Source organism: Mesorhizobium loti, from assembly GCF_003148495.1.
GTDB classification, from domain to species: domain Bacteria; phylum Pseudomonadota; class Alphaproteobacteria; order Rhizobiales; family Rhizobiaceae; genus Mesorhizobium; species Mesorhizobium loti.
The window spans coordinates 104,560-129,040 of sequence record NZ_QGGH01000006.1 but is presented as its reverse complement, the minus strand read 5'-3'; the positions used below and the strand labels follow the sequence as shown (position 1 = coordinate 129,040).

24 protein-coding genes, 1 tRNA gene and 1 riboswitch are annotated in these 24,481 nt (G+C 65.9%); of the genes, 6 read left to right on the top strand and 19 right to left on the bottom strand.

Going from position 1 to position 24,481, the window contains the following annotated elements; genetic code table 11:
- Positions 1–88 precede the first annotated feature (88 nt).
- Genes C8D77_RS22500 through C8D77_RS22490 form a run of 3 tightly spaced genes read right to left on the bottom strand, consistent with a single transcriptional unit; the run spans position 89 to position 3,310 of the window.
- Entirely contained in the window at positions 89–1,306 is a 1,218-nt protein-coding gene (locus C8D77_RS22500) for an ABC transporter permease (protein WP_109668030.1), read from the bottom strand.
- Positions 1,303–2,013: an ABC transporter ATP-binding protein gene (locus C8D77_RS22495; RefSeq protein ID WP_109668027.1), complete on the bottom strand. Its 711-nt coding sequence runs from the start codon at positions 2,011–2,013 to the stop codon at positions 1,303–1,305. The genes C8D77_RS22500 and C8D77_RS22495 overlap by 4 nt, the downstream gene beginning before the upstream one ends.
- Positions 2,014–2,017: 4 nt before the next feature.
- Positions 2,018–3,310: an efflux RND transporter periplasmic adaptor subunit gene (locus tag C8D77_RS22490; RefSeq protein WP_109668025.1), complete on the bottom strand. Its 1,293-nt coding sequence runs from the start codon at positions 3,308–3,310 to the stop codon at positions 2,018–2,020.
- A gap of 101 nt (positions 3,311–3,411) precedes the next feature.
- Here C8D77_RS22490 and C8D77_RS22485 point away from each other — a divergent pair, with 101 nt between their 5' ends.
- From C8D77_RS22485 to C8D77_RS22475, 3 genes are all read left to right on the top strand, one after another.
- On the top strand, positions 3,412–4,320 hold the full coding sequence (locus C8D77_RS22485; protein ID WP_109668023.1) for a PhzF family phenazine biosynthesis protein: 909 nt from the start codon (positions 3,412–3,414) through the stop codon (positions 4,318–4,320).
- Positions 4,321–4,427: 107 nt separating this feature from the next.
- Positions 4,428–4,503: transfer RNA gene (locus tag C8D77_RS22480), tRNA-Lys, on the top strand.
- A gap of 433 nt (positions 4,504–4,936) precedes the next feature.
- On the top strand, positions 4,937–5,665 hold the full coding sequence (locus tag C8D77_RS22475) for a hypothetical protein (RefSeq protein WP_109668021.1): 729 nt from the start codon (positions 4,937–4,939) through the stop codon (positions 5,663–5,665).
- Between the two features lie 5 nt (positions 5,666–5,670).
- Here the strand turns inward: C8D77_RS22475 and C8D77_RS38385 are convergent, their stop codons facing one another.
- From C8D77_RS38385 to cbiE, 8 genes are all read right to left on the bottom strand, one after another.
- A complete protein-coding gene (locus tag C8D77_RS38385) occupies positions 5,671–5,979 on the bottom strand; it encodes a hypothetical protein (protein WP_245951854.1) in 309 nt (102 codons plus the stop codon).
- A gap of 161 nt (positions 5,980–6,140) precedes the next feature.
- On the bottom strand, positions 6,141–7,151 hold the full coding sequence (gene cobT, locus C8D77_RS22465) for a nicotinate-nucleotide--dimethylbenzimidazole phosphoribosyltransferase (protein WP_109668018.1): 1,011 nt from the start codon (positions 7,149–7,151) through the stop codon (positions 6,141–6,143).
- Positions 7,152–7,191: 40 nt separating this feature from the next.
- The gene (cobS, locus tag C8D77_RS22460) at positions 7,192–7,968 is read right to left on the bottom strand and encodes an adenosylcobinamide-GDP ribazoletransferase (RefSeq protein ID WP_109668016.1); all 777 of its coding nucleotides are present in this window, start codon (positions 7,966–7,968) and stop codon (positions 7,192–7,194) included.
- Between the two features lie 3 nt (positions 7,969–7,971).
- Entirely contained in the window at positions 7,972–9,285 is a 1,314-nt protein-coding gene (locus tag C8D77_RS22455; RefSeq protein WP_109668014.1) for a cobyrinic acid a,c-diamide synthase CobB, read from the bottom strand.
- Positions 9,282–10,100 (bottom strand): uroporphyrinogen-III C-methyltransferase, encoded by an 819-nt coding sequence (gene cobA / locus C8D77_RS22450; protein ID WP_109668011.1) that lies wholly within the window; start codon positions 10,098–10,100, stop codon positions 9,282–9,284. The genes C8D77_RS22455 and cobA overlap by 4 nt, the downstream gene beginning before the upstream one ends.
- Entirely contained in the window at positions 10,097–10,861 is a 765-nt protein-coding gene (gene cobM, locus C8D77_RS22445; RefSeq protein WP_109668006.1) for a precorrin-4 C(11)-methyltransferase, read from the bottom strand. Before cobM ends, cobA begins: the two co-directional genes overlap by 4 nt.
- A complete protein-coding gene (locus C8D77_RS22440; RefSeq protein ID WP_109668456.1) occupies positions 10,858–11,244 on the bottom strand; it encodes a cobalamin biosynthesis protein in 387 nt (128 codons plus the stop codon). The genes cobM and C8D77_RS22440 overlap by 4 nt, the downstream gene beginning before the upstream one ends.
- Positions 11,241–12,482, bottom strand: a complete 1,242-nt coding sequence (gene cbiE / locus C8D77_RS22435; protein ID WP_109668004.1) for a precorrin-6y C5,15-methyltransferase (decarboxylating) subunit CbiE — start codon at positions 12,480–12,482, stop codon at positions 11,241–11,243. The genes C8D77_RS22440 and cbiE overlap by 4 nt, the downstream gene beginning before the upstream one ends.
- 1 nt (position 12,483) lies before the next feature.
- Between cbiE and C8D77_RS22430 the strand changes: the two genes are divergently transcribed.
- Entirely contained in the window at positions 12,484–13,266 is a 783-nt protein-coding gene (locus tag C8D77_RS22430; RefSeq protein WP_109668454.1) for a cobalt-precorrin-6A reductase, read from the top strand.
- On the opposite strand, the gene C8D77_RS22425 is transcribed toward C8D77_RS22430, so the two are convergent.
- The 8 genes from C8D77_RS22425 to C8D77_RS22390 all read right to left on the bottom strand — a co-directional run bounded on the left by C8D77_RS22425 (position 13,230) and on the right by C8D77_RS22390 (position 23,208).
- Positions 13,230–13,994, bottom strand: a complete 765-nt coding sequence (locus C8D77_RS22425; RefSeq protein ID WP_109668002.1) for a precorrin-3B C(17)-methyltransferase — start codon at positions 13,992–13,994, stop codon at positions 13,230–13,232. The genes C8D77_RS22430 and C8D77_RS22425 overlap by 37 nt on opposite strands.
- Entirely contained in the window at positions 13,991–14,749 is a 759-nt protein-coding gene (locus tag C8D77_RS22420; protein WP_109667999.1) for a precorrin-2 C(20)-methyltransferase, read from the bottom strand. The genes C8D77_RS22425 and C8D77_RS22420 overlap by 4 nt, the downstream gene beginning before the upstream one ends.
- Complete coding sequence (locus tag C8D77_RS22415; protein WP_109667997.1) at positions 14,746–15,378, bottom strand: precorrin-8X methylmutase; 633 nt, start codon at positions 15,376–15,378, stop codon at positions 14,746–14,748. The genes C8D77_RS22420 and C8D77_RS22415 overlap by 4 nt, the downstream gene beginning before the upstream one ends.
- 2 nt (positions 15,379–15,380) lie before the next feature.
- Positions 15,381–16,748, bottom strand: a complete 1,368-nt coding sequence (cobG, locus tag C8D77_RS22410; RefSeq protein ID WP_109667995.1) for a precorrin-3B synthase — start codon at positions 16,746–16,748, stop codon at positions 15,381–15,383.
- Positions 16,745–20,233 (bottom strand): cobaltochelatase subunit CobN, encoded by a 3,489-nt coding sequence (gene cobN, locus C8D77_RS22405; RefSeq protein WP_109667993.1) that lies wholly within the window; start codon positions 20,231–20,233, stop codon positions 16,745–16,747. The genes cobG and cobN overlap by 4 nt, the downstream gene beginning before the upstream one ends.
- A gap of 18 nt (positions 20,234–20,251) precedes the next feature.
- Positions 20,252–21,304: a cobalamin biosynthesis protein CobW gene (cobW, locus tag C8D77_RS22400; RefSeq protein WP_109667991.1), complete on the bottom strand. Its 1,053-nt coding sequence runs from the start codon at positions 21,302–21,304 to the stop codon at positions 20,252–20,254.
- A gap of 2 nt (positions 21,305–21,306) precedes the next feature.
- Positions 21,307–21,735, bottom strand: coding sequence for a DUF1636 family protein (locus tag C8D77_RS22395; RefSeq protein WP_109667989.1), 429 nt, complete (start codon positions 21,733–21,735; stop codon positions 21,307–21,309).
- 39 nt (positions 21,736–21,774) lie between these two features.
- Positions 21,775–21,978: riboswitch (cobalamin riboswitch) on the bottom strand.
- Between the two features lie 30 nt (positions 21,979–22,008).
- Complete coding sequence (locus C8D77_RS22390; protein ID WP_109667987.1) at positions 22,009–23,208, bottom strand: winged helix-turn-helix domain-containing protein; 1,200 nt, start codon at positions 23,206–23,208, stop codon at positions 22,009–22,011.
- A 331-nt stretch (positions 23,209–23,539) separates the two neighbouring features.
- Between C8D77_RS22390 and C8D77_RS22385 the strand changes: the two genes are divergently transcribed.
- Both C8D77_RS22385 and C8D77_RS22380 read left to right on the top strand, forming a co-directional pair.
- Positions 23,540–23,905: an NADH-quinone oxidoreductase subunit A gene (locus C8D77_RS22385; protein WP_010910112.1), complete on the top strand. Its 366-nt coding sequence runs from the start codon at positions 23,540–23,542 to the stop codon at positions 23,903–23,905.
- Positions 23,896–24,477: a NuoB/complex I 20 kDa subunit family protein gene (locus tag C8D77_RS22380; protein WP_013531090.1), complete on the top strand. Its 582-nt coding sequence runs from the start codon at positions 23,896–23,898 to the stop codon at positions 24,475–24,477. Before C8D77_RS22385 ends, C8D77_RS22380 begins: the two co-directional genes overlap by 10 nt.
- Positions 24,478–24,481: the final 4 nt, after the last annotated feature.

Genomic DNA, 24,481 nt, shown 5'->3' with positions numbered 1-24,481 from the left:
GTGAAACAGTGAAACCAGTCTAGCACATTAGGGTCGGATGCCGACAGTGCTGTCGACGTACGCGTGTACCCAAGGCTGTGGATAACGGTTACTCGTGCCTTAGCGCGTCGATCGGGTCGAGCCTGGCGCCGCGTAGCGCCGGGAAGAAGCCGAACACCATGCCGATCAGCGCCGAAAAGCCGACGGCGAGCAGGATGACCGCAGGGCTCGGCGCAAACGGGATGGTCAGCGTCACCGAGGCGAGGCCGGCCAGCGCCAGGCCGATCAGGATGCCGATGATGCCGCCGAGCAGCGACAGCACCGTGGCCTCGACCAGGAACTGGATGAGGATGTGCTTTTCATGCGCGCCGATGGCCAGCCTGATGCCGATCTCGCGGGTGCGCTCGGTGACCGAGACCAGCATGATGTTCATGATGCCAATGCCGCCGACCAGCAGGCTGACGCCGGCAACCGCGCCCAGCATGCCGGTCATGGTGGTGGTGGCGCTGGCCATGGCGTCGGCGATCTGGGTCATGTCGCGGATGGCGAAATCGCTCTCGCGCTCGGGCGTGATGCGGCGCGCATCGCGCAAGATGTCCTCGACGCGCGGCTGCAACTCGCTGGTCGGCGTGCGGTCGTCGGCGGCGATGTAGATGTTGTCGATGTCGCGGTTGCCGGCGATGCGGCGCTGATAGGCGTGCAGAGGCATCAGGACGACATTGTCCTGGTCCTGGCCGAAGCCGGTATAGCCCTTGGGCTCGAGCAGGCCGATGATCTTGCAGGAGGTTCGGTTGACGCGGATGATCTCGCCCTCAGGGTCGCCGGCGCCGAAGAACTGCTGGCGCACCGTCTCGCCGATCAGGCACACGCCGGTGCCTGAGCGGGTCTCGGAATCGCTGAACGGGCGGCCCGACACCAGCTTCCAGTCGCGCGCATCGAGATAGGCGCTGTCGGTGCCGGTGACGCCCGAGGTCAGGCTCTCGGTGCCGAAGATGACGCGGACCTGCTTTTGCGAGGCCGGCGAAATGGCGCGCGCGCCGGTCAGGTGCGCAACGAGTGCTGCCAGGTCCTTTTCGGCCAGCGGACGCACCACCTGGTCGAGCCCGCCCGGAGCGCCGGGGCCGGCCGGACGGCCGGAGCGGACGACCAGCAGATTGCTGCCAAGCTTGGAGATGTCGGCCTTGACCTTTTCAGTGGTGCCGGAGCCGATGGTGAGCATGGCGATGACGGCGGCAACACCGATGACGATGCCGAGCAAGGTCAGGAACGAGCGCAGCACGTTGCGGCGGATCGAGCGGAGTGAGAGGCGAACGGTTTCCCAGATCATTGTGCCATCTCCAGCTTCATGGTGTCCGAGGCGACGTGGCCGTCGAGGAAGCGGATGGTGCGTTCGGCATAGTCGGCGACGTCGGCCTCATGCGTGACCATGGCGATGGTCAGGCCAAGCTCGGTGTTCAGCCGGGTCAGCAATTCCATGATCTCGTGCGTGCGTGCGGTGTCGAGATTGCCGGTCGGCTCGTCGGCAACGAGCAGCGTCGGGCGGGTGACGATGGCGCGTGCGATGGCCACGCGCTGCTGCTGGCCGCCGGACAGTTCGGCCGGCGTGTGGTGCTCGCGGCCGACAAGGCCGACCTCCGCCAATGCCTGCATGGCAAGGTCGCGGCGCTCGCGGCTGGCCACGCCGCGATAGATCAGCGGCAGTTCGACGTTTTCGGCCGCCGTGGTGCGGGCCAGCAGATTGTAGCCTTGGAACACGAAGCCGACATAGAGGTTGCGCAGCATGGCGCGGCGGTTGCGGTCGAGCCGGCCGGCGTCGATGCCCATGAAGGAATAGGTTCCGGCCGTCGGCGTGTCGAGGCAGCCGATGATGTTCATCGCCGTCGACTTGCCGGAGCCGGACGGCCCCATGATGGCGACGAATTCGCCACGCCGGATGGCAAGGTCGACGCCGGCCAGCGCATGCACCTTGGCCTCGCCCTGGCCGTAGCTCTTCCAGACCTTGTCGAAGGTGATGAGGGTCGCGCCCGCAGCCACGGTATCAGCTCCGCTGCTGCGACGCGGTGATGATTTGTGCGCCTTCTTCCACGCCCGAAAGGACCTCGGTCAGTTCGCCGTCGGTTGAGCCGATCTTGACGTTGACCGGGTGCGGACGGCCGTTCTCCAGCACATAGAGGGTGCGCGAGCCATCGGTGGGCACTGTGGCGGCCTGGCGCTGGCGGTTGCCGCCGGGGCGACCCATGCGGCCGGTGAACAGGTCGCTCAGGCTCCAGCCGCGTGCGGCCTGCTGCGCCGGGCGATAGCGGAAGGCGGTGGCCGGCACGGTGAGCACGCCCTTGGCCTGTTTGGTGACGACCGAAACGGTGGCGGTCATGCCGGGCCGCAGCAACAGCTCGTTGTTGTCGACCTCAAGCCGCGCATTGTAGGTGACGACGCCGTCGGTGGTGACCGAGGCATAGGAGATGTCGCGGATCTCGGCATCGAACGGCCGCTCGGGGAAGGCATCCACCGTGAAGCGGGCATGCTGGCCGGATTTGACCGCGCCGATGTCGGCCTCGTCGACCGCTGCCACCAGTTCCATGTTTCTGAGATCGGCGGCGATGATGAACAGCACCGGTGCCTGCAGGGAAGAGGCGACCGTCTGGCCGGGATCGACAGAGCGCGTCAGCACGATGCCGTCGATCGGCGCATAGATGGTGCTGTTGGCAAGGTCGGTCTGCTGCGATTTCAGATCGGCATTGGCGATGGCGAGATTGGCCTGAGCGCTGTCGAGCGCCGCCTTGGAACGGTCGCGCGTCGCGGTCGCGGCCTCGAGCGACTGGTCGGTCGCCATGCCGCGCTTGGTCAGTGCCGCCGCGCGGACAAGCGCCTTTTCGTTTTCGGTCAGCGTTACCGTGGCGTCCTCGACATTGGCTGCCGCGCCCTTGGCGGAGGCCTCCGCCCGTTCGATCTGCACCTGCAGCTTGGCGGTGTCGAGCGCCGCCAGCACGTCGCCCTTCTTGACCTGCTGGTTCTCCTCGACCGAAACCGAACGGATGATGCCGGAGAGCTGGCTGGAAATGTCGACCTGGGTGAGGGGCTGCAGCGTGCCGGTCGCCGACACCGCGACGGTGAGGTCGGCCTTGGCGGCAGGCACCGTGGTGTAATCAATCCTGGCCGGCGAGCCGGCATACCATTGATAGGCGCCAAGCCCGGTGGCGAGCACGATCAGCGCCAGCAGCGCATAGAGCCAGCCGCGACGACGCGACTTGCGCAGACCTTGCCTGTCGAGCCCAAGCGCCGTCTCGATGGCGGAATCCGATTCCGTCTTTGGCAGATTGACAATCTGGTCCACGCTGGACCCCTATAATGCGCAATGTCCCTATCTGTGCACAGATCAGGCTTACTGGTTCAAATATCAAATTAAATTTCGCCCATGTTGGGATTGAGGCAGGAATGAAAACCCGGAATTACTTGCTCTACGATGTGTTTACGACCGAGCGACTGGCCGGCAACCCCTTGGCCATCGTGCTGGACAGCAAGGGATTGGACGCGGCCGCGATGCAGGCCATCGCGCGCGAATTCAACCTGTCCGAATCGGTTTTCGTGTTGCCGCCGGACAATCCAAAGCATCGAAACCGCATCCGCATCTTCACGCCCGACTATGAAATGCCGTTCGCCGGCCATCCGACGGTTGGCGCCGCGATTGCACTGGCCGAACTGGCGGAAGAGGGCGGCGCCGGCATCTTCGTGTTGGAGGAGAATATCGGCCCGGTGCGTTGCGCCGTCAGCAAGCACGACGGCAACACCTTTGCCGAGTTCGACCTGGCGAAGCTGCCGGAGCCGCTAAAGCTCGAGGCCGATCCGGAAGCGATCGGTGCGGCCCTTGGGTTGACGCCGCACGAGATCGGCTTCGAGAATCACCGCGTCGCGTTCTGGTCGGCCGGCGTTCCTTATGTGACCATCCCGGTTGCCAATCTCGAGGCGGCGGGCCGGGTCCGGCTGGACAACCAGGCGTGGTCGGAACTGGCGCCGCGCAAGAGCGAGTGGGCCTTCGCCAGCCCCTATGTCTACTGCCGCGAGACGGTGAACCACGAAAGCGCCTTCCATGTGCGCATGATCGTACCTGGCACACCTTCCTATGAGGATCCGGCGACCGGCTCGGCGGCAGCTGCCTTTGCCGGCGCCATCATGCATTTCGACGCGCCGACCGACGGCATTTCGCAGCTATGGATCGAGCAGGGGCTGGAGATGGGCCGGCCTTCGCGCATCCGCCTCGAACTGACCGTGCAAGGCGGCAAACTGGCCTCGGCGCGCATTGGCGGCAATGCGATCAAGGTGGCGGAGGGCAAGCTGTTCGTCTGACCATCTGCGGCACTTAAGCGATTTGTCGGGAAATGATTCCGGCAGGGCTGGACAGGACCGATGGTGGCGGCTATATGCCCGCCAACGCCGGTTTTTGCCGGCCGAGTGGGTGCGTAGCTCAGTTGGTAGAGCAGCTGACTCTTAATCAGCGGGTCCACAGTTCAATCCTGTGCGCACCCACCAAAAACGTCAAAGATACCAAGGCGTTAGGTGGAAACCCACAAACAAGCCGAAGCCCGGAAAACGTGATTTGGGCGCAAGCCGATTTTGGGCGCGGCGCTTTCCCTTTCACGCCAGCCGTGCCACTTTCGGCCATGCCTGATGCATTCGCCTCGATGATTGCCGGCCTAGAATCGCACGGCCTGTCGCGCGCCGAGATCGCCGCGCAGCGAATGTCAGCAAGACGACTGTCTGGCGCATGGCGAATGGCTCGAACAATGATCACATGGCTGGGCCGGCTGGTCGCGTCGCGCGGCTGCACGAGCGGATCGTCGCCGGTCACTGTAAATAATTACAGTGAGGATCGCGCCGGAGGGTTCCACGGGAAACGGGCGGGGCGATAGGCGCGTATAATGTGTGCCCGGTGGCGATTCGCTGCCGACAAGGGCAAGGGCAGATGCTTTTCAATGTCAGCGCCGTCGAGGCGCAGCACCTTCCGCTGATCCAAAACGGTAACCTCGGCGATGCCTTCCGCGCCGGCACGTCCGGATGCGTTCGGCTGATCCAAGACGTTGTTCTCGGCGGGAATTGGAATGCCGAGCGGGCCACTCTTATCGTCGTCGACCTCGGCGTGCGCATCATCAACAATTGCGGGGCCGCCGGCCAACTGGCCTTGGCCGGCTTCTGGTCTCCCGCCAGCCATCAGATTCGCGATCTGGTGGAATGCCACCAACTGATCGAGTATTTTCGCTATCGGCCTGCCGATGCGCAGGAATGGTTCGAGAGCCTCGGCAAGGAGCGCTACAACAAATTCGGCTTTGGGTTGGTCCGTAAGGAGCTTGAGAAGCTGCGCGGGCTGGCGAAGTACGATCTCAAACAGAGCTTCGATCTCTATTCGGAAGCAGGGAGTCATCCCAGCACCGCCGGCCTCGCGTGGCAAATCACGGGGCTAGGCACGAAGCTGATCGGGCCGGTTCCGCACCCGGATCGCTTCAAGCTTCTCGTCGGCGATCTGTGGGCGCATGCGACGAGGGCGACGCTGGATTTTGTCGAGACCATGGACACGCTCAATCCCGACCGCGCGCCGATCCGGGATCAGTTTCGGCACGACCATGCGGTGGTGCTCGGCGCGGCGATCTTGTTTGCCGAGGTCGATACCGATCAGGTGATTGAGTTCTGGAAATAGCGGCCCTACAGCGCGCGGCAAGCGCTGGCCGCTGTGGCTGGCCCGACGATGCGGCCCGCGCGCCCTGGCGGCGCTGGCAGGCGGGCTGGCGGGCTGGCGGAGGGAAATGGGGGCGACCCTGCCACCCTGATGTTTGCAAATTTGGCAAAGACGCACGGCCCGGAATGTTTCCCCTCGAGACCGGCCGGTGTGATCATCAGCATGCCGGCCACGCCGCCAATGGTCATGACCATGCCGATGCCGCCGCTCGCCCAGCCATGCGCCAAAAGGAACACGCCGAGAAACGGCCCGATGCCGGCCTGGGCATCAGCCATGAAAAAGTTCAACAGTTGCAGAGGCCAAATTCCGGGCGAGGCCGCTCGGATTGCAGACTTGCCCATTCCGGTCATCTCCGAGCCGCGCTCAGAAACGTGGCGGCCCGGATCTGGTTCCGCTGACGTCTACAGGCTTATCCGCACTCCGATCGGGATGTGGCCTACTTCTCCGACACGCCGGCCTCGGCAAAGCTCGCCATCCTTGCATGGCACTCCAGCGCCGAGCGGACGATGTTGACGGCCAGGCAGGCGCCGGAGCCTTCGCCGAGCCGCATGCCGAGATCGAGCAGCGGCGGCAGGCCGAGCGCTTCGAGCAGCCCGCGATGGCCTGATTCGGCCGAAACGTGAGCGGCGATTGTGTGGGCGAGGCCGGTCGGGTGCAGCTTTGCCAGCGGGGCCGCGGCGGCGGTGCAGACAAAGCCGTCGAGCAGCACGGGTATGCCGAGATGGCGGGCAGCCAGCGTGGCGCCGAAGATGGCGGCGAGTTCGCGGCCGCCGAGCGCGGCAGCGATAGCAAGCGGGTCGGCGAGGGTGGCCGCGTGACGCTTCAGGCCGGCTTCGATGGCGACGACCTTACGCTTCAAGCCGGCGTCATCGACGCCGGTGCCGCGCCCGGTCCATTTTTCCGCACCGCCGCCGAACAGGGCTGCTGAGATGGCAGCCGCCGGCGTCGTGTTGCCGATGCCCATTTCACCGAAGCAGATCAGGTCGAGATCTTTTGTCACCGCGTCGTAGCCGGCGGAGACAGCCGCGAGAAACGCCTCTTCGTCCATTGCCGGTACTTGCGTGAAATCGCCGGTCGGATGGTCGAGATCGAGCGGGATAACGTCGAGTTCGGCACCTGCCATGCGGGCAAGCTGGTTGATGGCGGCACCGCCGCCGGCGAAATTTGCCACCATCTGCACGGTCACTTCCGAGGGATAGGCCGAGACGCCTTGCGCGGTGACGCCGTGGTTGCCGGCGAAGACGAAAACCTTGACGCGGTCGAGTTTCGGCATGTCGCGGCCCTGCCAGCGCGCCAGCCAGGCGGCGATGGTCTCCAGCCGGCCAAGGCTGCCTTGCGGCTTGGTCAGCGTGTCCTGGCGGCGTGCGACCGCGTTTGCAGCGGTATCGCTGCCGGCCGGCAGTTCGAGGCAGGCGGCGCGCAGTTCTTCGAGTGATTTGAAGGGCATGGGGGTAAAGTCTCCGAAAGGGAATCAGGCCAAAAGGGAATCAGGAAAGGGCTACGGAAGCGACGAGCAGCACCGCGATTTCGCTTGCCTGCTGCAGTGCGCCGATCGTGTCGCCGGTCTGGCCGCCGATCTGGTTGAGGCAAAGGGCGCGGAATGCGGCAAACAGCAGGCCAAGCAGGATGAGCGCGAAAACGGCGCCGCCGAGCCCGAGCAAGAGGAGCGGAATCGCGCCGAGCACGGCGCTGGCTGTTGCCGTTTCGACCGAGACAGTGCCGGCATCGGCCGAGAGGCCGTCGATCCGCGCTGGGGGTAAGAGATGCATGAAGGCGCCAAGCAGGCCGCGAGAGGCCGCGTGCGCGGCCAGGAGGGCAAACAGCGCCTGTGTAGGCTCGACGAACTCCGACAGCGCGCTCCAGCGGATCAGCAGTGACAGGCCCAGCGCCGCCGCGCCATAAGCGCCGATGCGGCTGTCGCGCATGATCTCGAGTTTGCTGCCGCGTGATTTGCCGCCGCCAAAACCGTCGGCGACGTCGGATAGCCCGTCCTCATGCAGACAGCCGGTGGTGAGCAGAGTTGCCACAAGCGCGAGGGCCGCCGCCGGCCCCATGGCAAGGCCAAACCGTTCCGCCGTGGCAAAGACGATGGCGGCGATCAGGCCGACGACGAGGCCGGCGATGGGGGCCGCCCAGATCGCGGCGGCAAGGCTGCGGCCGCGAAAGTCGAACCCAGGCAGCGGCAGACGGGTGAAGAAGACCAGGCAGAGCGCGATGTCGTCGACGACCTGCCGTGGTGAAAGGGCCAGGTTCTTGAACTTCATGCTCTAGCCCCTCGCAATCGCATGGAAGAAGGTGCCGCTGACATGGCCGCGCCGGTAGCCCGAGGCGCCGATCGGATTGCCCTGACCATCGGCAAGGTCGGCCAGCGGCTCGTCATTACCGGTAGAGGTCATCTGCGCATAGTGGAATTCGTGGCCACGGATCAGTGCACCAGCTGAGCCCAGCGGGCAATCGGCACGCAGTCGCGCCTCGCGATAGCCGAGGTTCATCTTGCGCTTGGCGAAGCTGGTGGAATGGCCGAGCAGGCCGAGCATCGCATGCGTTTCGCCTGACGCATCCTCCAGGGCTTCGCCCAGCACCATGAAACCACCGCACTCGCCATGGATGGGCTTCTTCGCCGCAAATCTTGCCATTCCGGCTTTGAAAGTCTCCGCTGCAGCGAGCCGGCCGGCGTGAAGCTCGGGATAGCCGCCGGGCACCCAGCAGACATCGCAATCCGCGTCGGGTGCCTCGTCGGCGAGCGGCGAGAACGGGACGATTTCGGCACCGGCTTTGCGCCAGTAGGCGGCGACATGCGGGTAGAGGAAGGTGAAGGCGGCATCCTCGGCCAGCGCGATGCGCTGACCGGGCGGCGCTAGCGCGTCAGCAAAGCCGCCAGACGCCGGGGTGAGGGGCGTCGCCAGGGCCATGATCGCATCGAGGTCGAGCGACCTTTCCGCCATGTCGGCCAGCCGGTCGAGATGCGCCATCAGGTCGTCATATTCGCCGGCCTGAACGAGGCCGAGATGGCGCTCCGGCAAATTGAGCGTGGGATCGCGCAGGATGGCGCCGACGACCGGCAGGCCGATCGCCTCGATGGCCTCGCTGCACAGCTTGCGGTGCCGCTCACTGCCCAGCCGATTGAGCACGACACCGGCCATGCGCACATCAGGATCGTAGGTGGCAAAACCCTTGGCGACGGCGGCTGCGGTGGTCGACTGGCCGGAGACGTCGAGAACCAGCAGCACCGGCAAGCCATAGAGCCGCGCCAGGTCGGCCGCCGAACCGGTGCGGCCTGGCGAGGCCGGAATGCCGTCGAACAGGCCCATGGCGCTTTCGAGGATGACGAAATCGGTGTCACCGGCGGCTTGCGCTGCCAGCGCGTTGAGGAGGGATGGCGGCATCGCCCAGCTGTCGAGGTTGACGCCGGACAGGCCCGTGGCGGCGGTGTGGAAGCCGGGGTCGATATAGTCGGGGCCGGATTTGGCGCCGCGTACTTTCAGCCCGCGCCGGGCGAGCGCGCGCAGGATGCCGATGGTCACGCTGGTCTTGCCGGAGCCCGAGCGCGGCGCGCCGATGATGATGGCGCGGGCGGTCATGCTTCCCCCACCAGTGCCGCGCGCATGGCGACGATGCCGCCGACGACGATCAGCGCCGGCGAGGCAAGACCGGCGGTGGCCGCTTCCTCGGCAATGGTGGCGAGCGTGGCGACGACGGTTCGTTCCTGCGGCGTCGTCGCAGCGACGATCACTGCCGCCGGTGTTGACGGCGCCAACCCGCCGTCGAGCAGTGCCGCGGCGATCAAGGGCAGGTTCGCCATGCCCATATAGACGACGACAGGCTGGCCGGTACGGGCGATTGTTGCCCAGTCGAGATCGTCATCGGTGCCGGCTGCGTGGCCTGTCGCCAGGATCACCGCCTTGTTGATGCCGCGCATGGTGGCCGGGATGCCGGTCGCGGCCAGCGCGCTGAGGCCCGAGGTCAGGCCGGGCAGGACGCGGAACGGGATATTTTCACGCGCCAGCGCCAGGGCTTCTTCGCCGCCACGGCCGAAAATATAGGGGTCGCCGCCCTTCAGCCTGACGACGCGGCGGCCGTCGCGCGCCAGCCGCACCAGCAATGCAGTGATGTCGTCCTGTTTCATCGACGGTTTTCCGCCGCGCTTGCCGGCAAAGAAAAGCTCGGCATTTTCAGCAACGGCGACGACATCCGATGAGACCAGCGCGTCGTAGACCAATGCATCCGCTTCGGCCAACGCCGCCAACACTTCCAGGGTCAGGCAGCCGGGGTCGCCGGGGCCGGCGCCGGCCAGCCAGACGTGGCCCGGGTCCAGGCGGCGCGGCTTGAAATTCAGCCGGGACAAAGCCTGTTCGAGCGTGGCGTTTTCGCCGGTGTTTTTGGTGCTGCCGCTCACAATCCGTCCCGTCCGCGAAAACGCCGTTGGTAATGGGCGTCGTACAATGAACTCTCGCCAAAACCTTCCGCCGCCAGCGAGCGGCCGACGAAGATGATCGCCGTGCGCTCCATCGGATCGGCGGCGAGCAGCGCTTGGATGGTCGCCAGCGTGCCGGTCAATACGCGTTCGTCTGGCCAGGAGGCGCGGAAGACGATCGCCACCGGGCAATCGCCGCCATAGTGCGGTGTCAGTTCGGCGACGACGCGGTCGATGGCGTGGATGGCCAGATGAATGGCCAGCGTGGCGCCGGTGCGGCCGAAGCCGGCCAGCGTTTCGCCGGGCGGCATTTTTGATGCGCGCCCGGAAATGCGGGTCAGCACCAGGCTTTGCGCGACTTCCGGAATGGTCAGTTCGCGACGAAGTGCGGCGGCGGCAGCGGCGAAGGAGGGGACGCCCGGCGTCAGCGTGTAGGGAATGCCGTGCTTTTCCAGCCGCCGGATCTGTTCGGCAACGGCGCTCCACACCGACAGGTCTCCGGAATGCAGGCGGGCGACATCATGGCCCGCCTTGTGGGCCTCGAGATAGGCGGCCTCGATTTCGTCAAGCGACATCGGTGCGGTGTCGATCAGTTTTGTCCCCGGCGCGCAGTGCTGCAGCAATTCGGGCGCGACGATCGATCCGGCGTGGAGGCAGACTGGGCAGCTCGCCAGCAGCCTGGCGCCGCGCAGCGTGATGAGGTCGGCAGCACCCGGACCGGCGCCGATGAAATGAACGGTCATGGCGCATCTCCGCTGATGGCGATGGCGCAGGTGACCGGGCCGAGCACCGTGCGAGGGCCGAGCAGCCTGGCGCCTTTGCCGGCGACGGCAAGGGCGGATGCCTCGGAAACCGATGGCGTGCCGGCAACATCCTGCGAGAGGTCGGAATGGCTGAGCGTGTCCGACGAGGCGGCCTGAAGCGTGGCGTCATCGACGACGATGACCGGAAGACTCAGCACGCGGCCAGCGGCAGAGATCGCTTCTTCATCCTTCTTGAGCGCGGCAGTCGCCAGTGCCGAAAGAGCCGTCATCGTCATGCCATGCGCTTCGAGCGCGGTCTCGATCGCCGCAAGCACATCCTCGACGCTCACGCCCTTTCGGCAGCCTATGCCCACGACCATCATGGCTTCACCCAGCTCCATTGGGTGACCGGCATGGCCGGCCGCCAGGCCTGCATCGCGCCGACCGGCGACGCGCGGGAGATGTTTATCCGGGTGAGATCGCCGCCAAGCGAGACATGGCGGGCAAGAAGCAAGGTTTCCATCTCCAGCGTCACCGCGTTGGCCACAAGACGGCCGCCAGGGCGCAGGGCCTTGACGGCAGCGTTCAAGACGCCGGCATCGCTGCCGCCGCCGCCAATGAAGATCGCGTCAGGCGTGTCCAGCTTGGCCAGCCCCTTGGGGGCGCTGCCCTCCACCACGACAAGGCCGGGAACGCCGCAGGCGGCGGCGTTGCGGCCAATGCGGGCGGCGCGGATCGGATCGGCCTCGATGGCAATAGTGCGCATCGAGGGGTGGGCCAGCATCCATTCGATGCCGATGGAACCGGAGCCGGCGCCGATGTCCCACAGCAATTCGCCGCGCCTCGGCGCCAGTGCCGACAGGGTGATCGCGCGGATTTCGCGCTTGGTGATCTGGCCGTCATGATCGAACAGATGATCGGCAAGGCCAACCGTGAGCGGCAGGACGCGCGCATCCGGGCCGGACTCAACTTCGACCGCCAACACGTTGAGTGGATTGATGTTTTCGAGATCGAAGGCGTCGGCGCGGGCCGTGCGCCGGCTCTCGTTTGACCCGCCCAGCGCCTCCAGGATCGTCAGCCGCGAGGCGCCGAAGTCGAGTTCGGTGAGCAGGCGGGCGATCGCCGCAGGGGCTTCGGCGTCAGACGTCAGCGCCAGGATACGGGCGTTTGGCTGCAGTAGCGGCCGGATCAGGTCGAGCGGCCGGCCATGCAGCGAAACGGTTTCGGTGTCCTGCAGTGCCCAGCCGAGCCGGGCGACCGCCAGCGAAACGGCTGACGGCGCGGGGATGACATGCATCTCCTGTGGCTTGACCTTGCGGGCGAGGGTGGCGCCGACGCCGTGGAAGAACGGATCGCCCGAGGCGAGCACGCAGACGCGCCTGCCGGCAAGCGCCAGCACGTCAGCCATCTCGGCGTCGAAAGGAACCGGCCAGGGGCGCGGCTCGCCCTTGGCGAAGGAGGCGACAAGGGCGAGGTGCCGCTTGCCACCGAAGATGACTTCCGCCTGGGCAATCAGTCGCTTGGCCTCGTCGCCGAGACCCGCTAAACCGTCCTCGCCGATACCGATGATGGTGAGCCATCTTGAGTTGAGCTTGGCGCCGCGCGGACCCTTAGCAGGCATGATGACCCACCGCATTCTGATCCTTGGCGGCACCACGGAAGCCCGGCAACTGGCCGGAAAACTGGCGGCGCGTGCCGATTGCTCGGTCATGCTTTCGTTGGCTGGCCGCACCGAAAATCCGGTCGCGCAAGGCGTGCCGATGCGGACCGGAGGCTTTGGCGGTGCCGATGGGTTGGCCGTCTATCTCAGGGAGACGGGCACAGATCTGCTGATCGACGCCACGCATCCCTATGCGGCGCGAATCTCCGCCAATGCCGCGCAAGCCGCGCGCGTCGCCGGTGTACCGATCCTTGCCCTGCGACGCCCCGGCTGGGAGCCTGTCGAAGGCGACCGCTGGACGCAGGTCGATACGTTTGGCTATGCCGCGCACGCGCTTGGACCGGCGCCGCGCCATGTCTTCCTGGCATTGGGCCGGCAAGAGGTCGCTGCCTTCGAGGCAGCACCGCAGCATCATTATCTCATCCGCAGCGTCGATCCCGTCGAGCCGAAGCTGGCCGTGCCCGATGCTGAATATCTGTTGGCCCGTGGCCCGTTTCGCGAGGCGGAGGAACGCGCGCTGCTCGAAAAGCATCGCATCGATGTCGTCGTATCCAAGAACAGCGGAGGCGAGGCAACCTACGGCAAGATTGCCGCGGCGCGGGCGCTTGGCATCGAGGTGGTGATGGTGCGCAGGCCGGCGCTGCCGGATGTTAACTCGGCTGAAACCGTCGAAGCGCTGGCCGCCATTGTTGATCAACTTGGGGTCGATCATTTTGTCCGTCCCGTCGACGAGCGCGGCGTGTAGACCAGCGCCGGCTTTTCGCCGCGCTTGATGATCCGGGTTTCCGGCGAGCCGATGATGATGCAGGTCGCCATGTCGGCCTTCTCAGCCTCGACATCGGCCAGCAGATAGACCTCTATGCGCTCGTCGGGACGGCCGGCGGCGCGGCCGAAAATCACCGGCGTGGTGCCTGGCAGGATTGCGGCCAGGCACTCGAAGGCGCGGCCAAGCTGCCAGGGGCGCGCCTTGCTGATCGGATTGTAGAGCGCGATGACGAAGCCGGCGCCGGCCGCCGCCAGCAGGCGCAGCTCGATCAGTTCCCAGGGCTTCAGATTGTCGGACAGCGAGATGGCGCAGAAATCATGGCCGAGCGGCGCGCCGATGCGAGCGGCAACCGCAAGCATGGCGGTGATGCCGGGCACGACGGCGACATCGACGGCACGCCATTCGGCCGGGCCGGCTTCGATCGCCTCGCAGACGGCGGCCGCCATGGCGAAGACACCGGGATCGCCGCCGGAGACGACAGCGACGTCATGGCCCTCGGCAGCCTTGGTCAAGGCGTCCTTGGAGCGGGCGAGTTCCTCGCGGTTGTCGGAGGCGACGCGGGTCTGATCCGGGCGCAACTCCAGCCGGTCAAGATAGGGTTTGTAGCCGTAAAAGAATTTGGCTTCGGTGACGGCGCGGCTGGCTTCCGGGGTGACCTGATCGGCGTTGCCGGGGCCAAGCCCGATGACGGTGAGACGGCCGCTCATGCTTGCGCTCCCAAAGCCCCGGGGCGGCCGGACCAGCCGGCGACCAGCACGATGGCGAAATAGGGCGCCTTGTCGTCCTTTTTGTCGGCAAGCTTCATCGAGACGCTGCCGGCCATGGTGCCGCGTTCGACATACACGGCGCGTGTCAGCTTGCCGGTGGCTTCCAGCGCCCGCCGGATCTTGGGTAGGTTGCGGCCGACCTTCATGATGACGGCGGCATCGGTATCCGCCAACCGGCGCGTCAGCTCGAACTCGCTCATCGTGCCGGGCAGCACGGTCAACACGTCGTCGCCCTGGACGATAGGGACACCAGTCTGCGACCAGCAGCCGGACATGGCAGTTACGCCGGGAATGACCTCTGTCGGGAAGCGATGGGCGAGCCGCACATGCAGGTGCATGTAGGAGCCGTAGAAAAGCGGGTCGCCTTCCGACAGCACGGCAACCGTTTTGCCTGCCTGGAGATGTTCGGCGACCTTCTCGGCCGACTCCTCGTAGAAAGCCGTGATCTGCGAGCGGTAGTCGTCGTGGTCCTTGTCGATTTCGGTGGTGACGGGATAGAGCAGCGGCAATTCCTGCATGTCCGGCCGGAAGCGCGCTTCGACGATGGCGCGCGCGTTGCTGTTGTTGCCGCGCTTGGCGAAATAAGCCACGACATCGGCTTCCGACAAGGCTCGCGCGGCCTTCAGCGTCAGCAGTTCGGGGTCGCCGGGACCGGTGCCGACGCCAACGAGACGACCTTTGAGAAGGGCATTCACAGGCCCGGCCTCGCCAATGAATTGAGCGCGGCGGCGGTCATGGCGCTGCCGCCGAGCCTGCCGCGCACGACGGCATAGGGCACGCCATAGGAATTCTCGGCCAGCGCATCCTTCGATTCGGCAGCACCGACGAAGCCGACCGGCATGCCGATGATGGCCGCCGGCTTGGGCGCGCCGTCGCGCAGTTTTTCCAGCAGATAGAACAGTGCGGTCGGTGCATTGCCGATGGCGACCACTGCCCCCGCCATGCGCTCGCCCCACAGGTCGATCGCGGCGGCCGAACGGGTGTTGCCGATCTCCCTGGCGATGTCGTGCGTGCGCGGGTCGCGCAAGGTGCAGATCACCTCATTGCTCGCCGGCAGCCTGGCGCGGGTGACGCCGTGCGAGACCATTTCCGCGTCGCAGAAGATCGGCGCACCAGCCGCCAAAGCGGCGCGGGCGGCGGTAACGAAATCGCTGGAGAAGACAAAATGACTTGATGCTTCGACCTGGCCGCAGGCATGGATCATGCGGATGGCGACATCGGCCTCGGCTTCGGAGAAGCGCGACAGATCGGCCTCGGCGCGAATGATGGCGAAGGAGCGCTCATAGATCGCCGTACCGTCATGGATATAGTCGTAGGCGGCCATGCTCATTCCTGTCGGTAAGCCTCGGCGATACCGGCCGGCCCGAGCCTTGTCAGGCAAGCGGCGGCGGTTTCGCCTTGATATCGTGTGCTGCGGATCATTGCCGCGACGCGGCCGATGCCGCGCGCGGCGTCATAGCCCGGCCTGTAGCCGGCAGGAAGGGCCTTTGCCGTCGCGTTCACGACAAGTCCGGCTCCGTTTTCGCCGCCGACTATCGTCAGCGCAAGCGGGCCGGGGTGGGCGCAGCCCTTGGCGCATCCGGAAACGTGCAGCGTGAAGTCGAGGATGTCGGCGTTTTCAGCGGCGATCGTCTCGGCAATGTCGCGCGTGGCGATCCGGCCGGAGGCGCAGGCCGGCGTGCCAGGGCAAGCGGCAATGCGCGTGCGCGGGTCGGCGGGGGAGGTGACGAAGCCGAGGGTGGCGGCGGTGCGCTGGAGCGATGGGTTGGCGGCGGTTGGTTGACCGAGGAACAGCAGGGCACGGCCAGGGGCGAGGCGGATTTCTGACGTGCCGAGGGTGAGGGCGTGTTGGGCGAGCGCGATGATCTTGTCCGCTGGCATGCTGCCATAGGGGAGAGCGATGCCGAGGGCGATGGCGTGGCGTACATTGAAGACGCCAATTGGCCGGCGAGAGTGCTCTACGGCGCCCCCCTCTGTCCTGCCGGAGGGGGGCGCCACAGAATGCCAGCTTGCGAGAGACGCCAATTGTCTCTCCGACAAATCCCTTGCGTGAGCCTCGCGGCCTTTCTCGGCGACCATCCTCAGCACCGCAACGGCAATGTCTCGCGCCGCGTCGTCTCCCGCCGTGACAAGCGGCCTCGCGTTCTGCCCGTCACCCGCGACAGACACCCACCACCGGATACCCGCATCGGTGTGCGTTGCAGCAAGCCGCACATCGGCAGTCACTGCATCCAGTCCAAGTTGCCCGCCGCCGTCCACAACGATCGAAACCTTCGGTCCTAGGCGCTGCACAAGCCCAGCCTCTTCGAGCGCCGCCCTGATCTGTTCAGCCAGTGGCCGGGGATCGGCGATCTCTTGCGGATCGATGCCGGCCAGCGGCCCGGTCTCGACCGGCACGCCTGTGCGCACCGCGATATCAAGCGCATCGACCTCCGTCGCCAACAGAGGCGCGCTTTGAGGGGTCAACCCGCGTATCTGCAGGCTGCCGCGCGCTGTCACTTCCATGATGCCATTGCCATGCCGCAAAGCGGATTCGGCTATCCCGATCAAAAGCTTCGGCGACAATCCTCCAGAAGATGGGCCTCCAGAAGATGGGCCTCCCGCGACCGGGTTGAGCCGCACCAGCAGGCCGTCGCCGGTCTGCATCGGCGCCGACAGGGCCGGACAGGCGCCACGACGCGAGAAGGCGTTCATGCCGCCACCCCAAGCGCTTCCGCCTCGGCAATCAGGGCTGTGAGATCGTCGTCGATGGAATTGCGCAGGGGATGCCAGAGACCACGCCGGCGCGCCGACAGGAAGCGCTCGGCGATGACTTTGGCAGCGGCAGGGTTCTCGCGCAGGATGAAAGCGCGGACCATGGGATCGCCGAGATAGGCATCATGCACCGCCTCGATCAGCGTTCCCGATATTGCATGGGTGGTTTCGGCAAAGCCGACCAGCCGGTCAACGGTTTCGGCGAATTCGGAGGCACCGCGCGGGCCGTGGCGCATCTGGCCTGATATGAAGCGTGGATTGACGGCGCGGGCACGCACGACGCGCGATACGGCCTCGCCGACCGAGCGCGGCTTCGGCTTTTGCGGGTCCGTGGTGTCGAGCACGATGACGTCGGCATTCCTGCCGAGCGTTGCCAAAGCGGCCGAAAAGCCGCCGATGAAAGCGACGTCGGCGGAGCCTTCGAGGATGTCGCGGCCGGGGTCGTCGCCGGTGTGGACGAGAAGATCGGCCTCGGCGATGCGGCCCTCGAAGGCGCCGGGCGCGGAGATGCCTTCGCCCTCGGCGCCGCCATAGGCATGCGATGTGGCGTCGAGATAGGCGCGGCCGATCTCTTCGCGCGCGCCCCAGTTGCCCGAGGACAAAAGATCCTCGACGCCGGCGCCATAGGTGCCGGGCGAGGTACCGAAGATACGCGGGCTGATCTTGCCGTCAGCGCGGGTTTTGGCCGCGAGGGGGTTTTCAGAATCCTCCTCGTCGCGGGCGGCAACCGCGTTGGCGGCGGCATCGATCAGCGCGATCTGGGTAGGGAACATGTCGCGGAACAGGCCTGAAATGCGCCAGGTGACGTCGACGCGCGGCCGGCCGAGTGCGGCGGGAGGCAGCACTTCGATGCCGGTGATGCGGCCGGTCGCCGAATCCCATTGCGGGCGGCAGCCCATCAGCGCCAGGCCTTGCGCGATCTCCTCGCCGCCGGTGCGCAGCGAGGCCGAGCCCCAGAGATCGATGACCAGCGAGCGCGGCCAGTCGCCATGCGACTGCATGTAGCCGCGCAGGACTTCCTCTGCCGCTGCCTTGCCCAGATCATAGGCGGTCGGCGTCGGCATGGTGCGCGGGTCCGAGGTGAACAGATTGCGGCCGGTGGGCAAGACGTCGGAACGGCCGCGCGCGGGCGCGCCGGCCGGACCGGCCTTGACGTGGCGGCCATCGAGCGCGGCGAGCAGCGCCGCCTTCTCGGACGCCGCACTTTGGCGGCGCATGGCGTCGGGCTCGTCCTCCGGAGCGCGGCCATAGATATGCAGCCCGTCCTTGATGGCGAAGTCCTTGAGGTCACAGAGCCAGGCGTCGATGCGGCGCAGCGCTTCATCGGGCGCGTCGGTCCTGGCAACGCCAGCCTCGGAGGCGAGGCCGGTCTTTTGCGCGGTGTCGACGATCAGCTTGGCCAGGCGGTCGCGGCGGCGACGGTCGAGCCCGTCGGCCTGGGCATATTCGTCGACCAGCCGCTCGAGCTTGTGCTGATCCTCATCCAATCCGGCGCCGGTCAGGGGCGGCGGCAAATGACCGAGGGTAACGGCGGCAATGCGGCGCTTGGCCTGCGCTGCCTCGCCTGGGTTGGAGACGATGAAGGGATAGATGACGGGCAGGGGACCGGTGACGATCTCGGGAAAGCAGTTTTCCGAGAGCGCGACGGTTTTGCCGGGCAGCCATTCCAGCGTGCCATGCGCGCCGACATGGACAAGCGCGTGGACGCCGAGCGATTTGCGCAGCCATAGGCCGAAGGCCATCAGCGCATGACGTGGGGGAAGCGTTGGGTCGTGGTAGTCGGCGCGGCGGTCGGCGGAGCGGCCACGGTCTGGGGCGAGTGCTACGGTGACGTTGCCGAAGGTCGTGGCGCGGAAGGGGAAGTGGGCGGCGGTCGGTCGCGAAGGTTGGCGCGAGGCGCACAGACCCGTCTCATCTTCCGCTTTGCCCCAAGCAGCTTCGACCGCAGCGATTGCCGCAGTCGGCAACTCTGTCGAGAAGGCAATGTAGTTATCCAAGGTCAATCCAGTATCGCTGGCTTCCAGCAAATCCAGCAACCCACGCGGCGTCTCCGGAATCCCTTCAACGCCATAGCCCTGTTCCCTCAGGTCGTGCAGCATGGCCAGCACGCTGGACGGCACGTCGAGGCCGACCGCATAGCCGGTGCGGCCAGGAGCGCTCGGATAATCCGGAATCAGGATGGCCAGCTTGCGCTCGGCGCGGGGCGTCTCCTGCAGACGGATGAAGGCCGCGACACGGTCCGCGACCTGCGCCACGCGATCCGGCTCCGGCCGGTTGGCGAAGGCGCGGTGGCCAAGCGCTGGATCGGTCTCACTCTCGCCCTTGAAGGAAATGGCGCCGGCGAGGATGCGGCCGTCGAGCTCGGGCAGCACGACATGCATGGCGAGGTCGGCGGGCGCCAGGCCGCGCTGGTTGTTCTCCCAGATGTCGCGGCGGGTTGTGGCGACGATGACCTGGAAGACGGGCACGCCGGCGCGGTCGAACAAGGTTTCGACGCCGGGTTCGGCGCCGGACGCGAAAGCGGTCGCGGTGATGATGGCGGCGGGTTTGAGCGCGGCGAGTGCGGTTTCCACGAACGCCAGCGATGCCGGGTCCTTGAGGCTGGAGACGAAGATGGGGACCGGGGCGATGCCGCGCTGGCTGAGCGCTTCAAAGAGGGCGTCGATGGGCGCGACATCGGCGGCCAGCAGCATCGAGCGGTAGAACAGGATCGGCACGACCTTTCCCTCCCCCTCGAGGGGAGGGTGGCACGCAGGGCCGGGTGGGGTCGGTAGGACCGGGCGCGGTGTTTCTTTAGCTCGGCGTGCTTCGGAGAGGACCCCACCCCCGGCCTGCGGCCGGACCCTCCCCTCGAGGGGGAGGGGGACGACGCCGCGGTTGGGTTCGTAGTAGCCAACTTTTGGGACCGCGACCGGCTCGACAGTTTCTGCCTGCGCCCCCGCCAGCCGCGCCAACCGATGCACCAGCGCGCTCATATTCGCCGGGCCGCCCTCGCGGAAATAGTCGAGTAGGCCGTCCAACTCCTCGCGCGGCAGCGTCGAGGCTTCAATCAGCCTTAGGTCTTCGTCGCGGCATTCGCCGGGCAGCAGCGCCAGTTTTATGCCGCGCTCGCGGGCGGTCGAGGCAAGCTGATCGCAGCCGTAGCGCCACCAGTCGTAGCCGCCGAGGATGCGCACGAGGATGATTTTGGCGTGACGGGCGACGCTGTCGACCCAGAGGTCGACGGACATGGGGTGGCGCAGGTCACGAAGCGCCGCCAGCCGCATCGAGGGCAGGCGGTGAGCATCGGCTTTCCAGGCCGCCGCCAGTCCGGCAAGATCGCTGTCGGTGAAGGACAGGGCCACGACATCCGCCGGCGTCTGCCGCAGATCGACCGGCTCGGCGAGGTCGTCGAGCGAGGCGGATGTTGTGCTTAGGATGTGCATCGCAACCCGTGTCCGAAATCAGCCGGCGAGTATACGCTCGATCGCCGGGCGGTTCAGCCCCTTCAGGCCGATGACGACGAGGCGCGAACGGCGGTCGTCCGTGGCGGTCCAGGCGCGGTCATAGTAGTGGTTGACGCGCGGTCCGACCGCCTGCAGCAAGAGCCGCATCGGCTTGCCGCCGACCTCGACGAAGCCTTTCACGCGCAGCACATTTTCTTCTTCGGCGATGGTGGCGACGCGTTTTGCCAACTCATCGGGATTGGCGATCGAGGCAATGTCGACGATGAAGGTGTCAAAGTCGTCATGCTCATGGTCGAAGGCGCCGTCATGATGGGACTTGCGGTTCTCGATGTCGTCCTCGACGGCCAGACCGAGCCCGAGCAGCACGGAGGGATCGACCTTGCCATGCGACGTCGGCACGATCTTCACCGCGCGGGCGGAGTGTTCGTTGATGATGGCGTTGGCGCGGGCGGTGCCGGCGGCGTCCATCAGGTCGCTTTTCGACAGGATGATCAGGTCGGCGCAGGCGATCTGGTCCTCGAACACCTCTTCGACCGGATCGTCGTGATCGAGCGTTTCGTCCTCAGCGCGCTGCGCCTGCAGGGCGTCCATGTCGTTGGCGACGCGGCCTTCGGCCAATGCCGGCCCGTCGACCACGGCGATGACGCCATCGACGGTGACCCGGCTTTTCACGCTCGGCCACTGGAAAGCCTGGACCAGCGGCTTGGGCAGCGCCAGGCCCGAGGTCTCGATCAGGATGTGGTCGACCCTCGGCGTCAGCGCGAGGATCTGGTCGAGCGCCGGGACGAAATCGTCGGCCACGGTGCAGCAGATGCAGCCATTGGCCAGTTCGACGATGTTTTCCTCCGGGCAGGTGTCGATGCCGCAGCCCTTCAGGATCTCGCCATCGATGCCGATGTCGCCGAATTCGTTGACGATGATGGCAATACGCTTGCCGCCGGCGTTTTCCAGGAGATGGCGGACCAGCGTCGTCTTGCCGGCGCCGAGGAAGCCGGTGACGACGGTGCAGGGAACACGGGAGAGGTTCGCAGACGAATCTGGAGCGGTCATGGTCAGTCCTTCAGCAGGTCGAGGGGAGGGATGCGGGCAACGAGGCCACGCTTCAGGCTATCGGGACGGCCGCGCCACGGAATCAGGCCGTCCTTCGAGGTGGCGAAGAGTTTGGCTCCGGTGACCAGGTCGGCGCCGCTGGTCGCGGTCAGGTCGCCGAAGACGTAGCTCCAGCAACCGTCGCGCAGGATGGCGGCACTCAGGCGCCGCTTGCAATTGCCAAGGCATTCGACGCTGCGGATGCGGATGTTGTCGCCAGATGCGGCGCGGCGAGTGTCGTCCGCCAGCGATTCGCCGGCGCGGGGATGAGCGTCGGAGCCGGTTTCATCGCGGCAGGAGGCGCAGACGATGACGGTAACGCCGGCCAAGGCATCATCATGGCTGGACGAAACATCCGCTGTGCCAGCCGAAAAACTGCTGTCGTGGTCCAAAAATCGGGCTCCTTGCCCGGAAACCCGCCGGGCGATCGGATTCTACAGTCGCAGACGGCAGGTCTCCTGGCTCGCGGGTCATCGCCTTGGGTAGCCGCCTTCCCGGGAATTCCCAGTGGCTTTCGGCCTTGGCTCTTCGCTTACAGTTGCGGGGACAGCCGCGGATTTGGGATTTTGCCCCGCACCGCATTCCCTCTTAGCCCTTGCCGTTGCGGGCAAGGGACCATCTGGAACCGGATTTAGGCTTTTGCGGGCGGCGGTGTCAACGCGAGCTTACGACACGGCGATGTCGGCCAGCGCCGGGCCCAAATCGCCGGCGGGCGTCACTTCGATGCGCTCGAGGCCCAGCCAAACCTGCATCTGCTTCAATTCCTCGAAGAGCTGAGCAGCGGTTTCAGGCGGCGCGCCGGGCTCGGCATAGGCTGCATGGACCCGCAGCACGCTTGCTGGGCGATCGGCCTTGAGATCGACACGCGCCACGATCCTGTCGCCGAGCAGGAACGGCAGGACATAATAGCCGTATTGCCGCTTGTCGGCCGGCGTGTAGATCTCGATGCGGTAGTGGAAGTCGAACAGCCGCTCCGTGCGCGAACGCTCGAAGACGACGGGATCGAACGGCGCCAGCAGGGCGCGGGCCTCGATCTTTCGGGGCAGACGGGCGTCTTTCTGAAGATAGGCTGGCTTGTCCCAACCTTCGACACGCACCGGCAGCAGCTCGCCTGTTTCGACCAGTTCCTCCAGCCGGCCCTTCATGTCGGCCGGCGACAGGCGGAAGTAGTCGCGCAGGTCGCCTGACGTCGCTATGCCATGGGCGCGGGCGGAAATGCGCAGCAATTCGCGGTGCGCATCCTTGGCCGCCGGCACCGGTAGGTCGAGGATCGCCTGCGGCAGCACGCGTTCGGGCAGATCATAGAACCGCTCGAAACCGCGGCGGTGCGCCGTGGTGATGCGGCCGGCCCAGAACAGCCATTCGAAGGCATGCTTGGCATGGCTCCAGCCCCACCAGCCGCCCGAGCCTTTCTGGCCTTCGAGCGCGGAAGCGGCAATCGGGCCGCGATCGGCGACCTGGCGGTAGATCTCTTCGATATAGGCGGCGTGCTCGCGGCCCCATTTGGCAAGCCCCAGATACATTTCATCGCCGCGCTCGGCGCGCTGCATGCGCCAGCGCATCAGCGGATATGTCTCGACCGGCAGGAAGGAGGCCTCGTGCGCCCAGTATTCGAACACCGTGCGCTTGCGCGTCACGGCCGCGTTGTCGAGCAGCGAGAGCGGGTAGGGGCCAAGGCGTGAATAGAGCGGCATATAATGAGCGCGCACCACCGCGCTGACGGAATCGATCTGCAACAGGCCGGTGCGGGAGAGCGTGCGGGCAAGATGCCGGCGGTCGGGGGTACCGGCCGGACGGGGATCGAGGAACCCCTGGGCGGCAAGCGCGATGCGCCGGGCCATGGGGAGCGAGATCTTTTCCTTCATGCAGGCATCACTTTGAAGTGTTTTGGCCGAGGGTCGGATGGGTGATTCCAGCCCATGCTAGCAGGGTTTTGGCGGCAACCATGTCAGGAGAGAAAAGTGGAGTAAAAAACGAAGGAAATCAAACAGGAGCGGATCGGACCAGTTTCCCCGGATATGCCGTCCAGGTCAGTGTTTTGAACAAGGTTTGACTTGCTTCGCTGGAAGTGCTGCGCTAACCCTCGCCGCGTTGCAGCATAGGCCCTTAAAACGGTTCAGCGGTTAAACTGTCACGCTTCCGCATTAGGGTCCGGTGCTGTAATCAACGTGGATTGGCGCCAACGGAAAGCCGAGCATGAACGCACTTCTAAGCTCATACCTGCCCATCGTCCTGTTCATAGGCGTGGCGCTGGTTGTCGGCCTGGCGCTGCTGGCCGCGCCCTTCCTGGTGGCTTACCGCAATCCCGATCCTGAAAAGCTTTCCGCCTACGAGTGCGGTTTCAACTCGTTCGACGACGCCCGCATGAAATTCGACATCCGCTTCTACCTGGTGTCGATCCTGTTCATCATCTTCGACTTGGAAGTGGCCTTCCTGTTTCCGTGGGCGGTGTCGTTCTCGAAGATCGGCATGCTCGGCTTCTGGTCGATGATGGTGTTTCTGGCGGTGCTGACCATCGGCTTTGCCTATGAATGGAAAAAAGGAGCGCTGGAATGGGATTGAACGACAGTTCAGGCACCCTCGTCGCGCCGAAGCCCAAAGGTATCATCGATCCCAACACCGGCAGGCCGGTGGGGGAGGACGATCCGTTCTTCCTCGAGATCAACAATGAGCTGGCCGACAAGGGCTTTCTCGTCACCTCGACCGAGGCGCTTATCACCTGGGCGCGCAGCGGCTCGCTGATGTTCATGACTTTCGGCCTCGCCTGCTGCGCGGTCGAGATGATCCACACTTCGATGCCGCGCTATGACTCGGAGCGCTTCGGTGTCGCGCCGCGCGCGTCTCCGCGCCAGTCGGACATCATGATCGTCGCCGGCACGCTGACCAACAAGATGGCGCCGGCGCTGCGCAAGGTCTACGACCAGATGCCGGAGCCGCGCTACGTCATCTCGATGGGTTCCTGCGCCAATGGCGGCGGCTACTATCACTATTCCTATTCGGTGGTGCGCGGCTGCGACCGCATCGTGCCGGTCGACATCTATGTGCCCGGCTGTCCGCCGAGCGCCGAAGCGCTGCTTTACGGCATTCTTCTCCTGCAGAAGAAGATCCGCCGCACCGGCACGATCGAACGGTAAATCC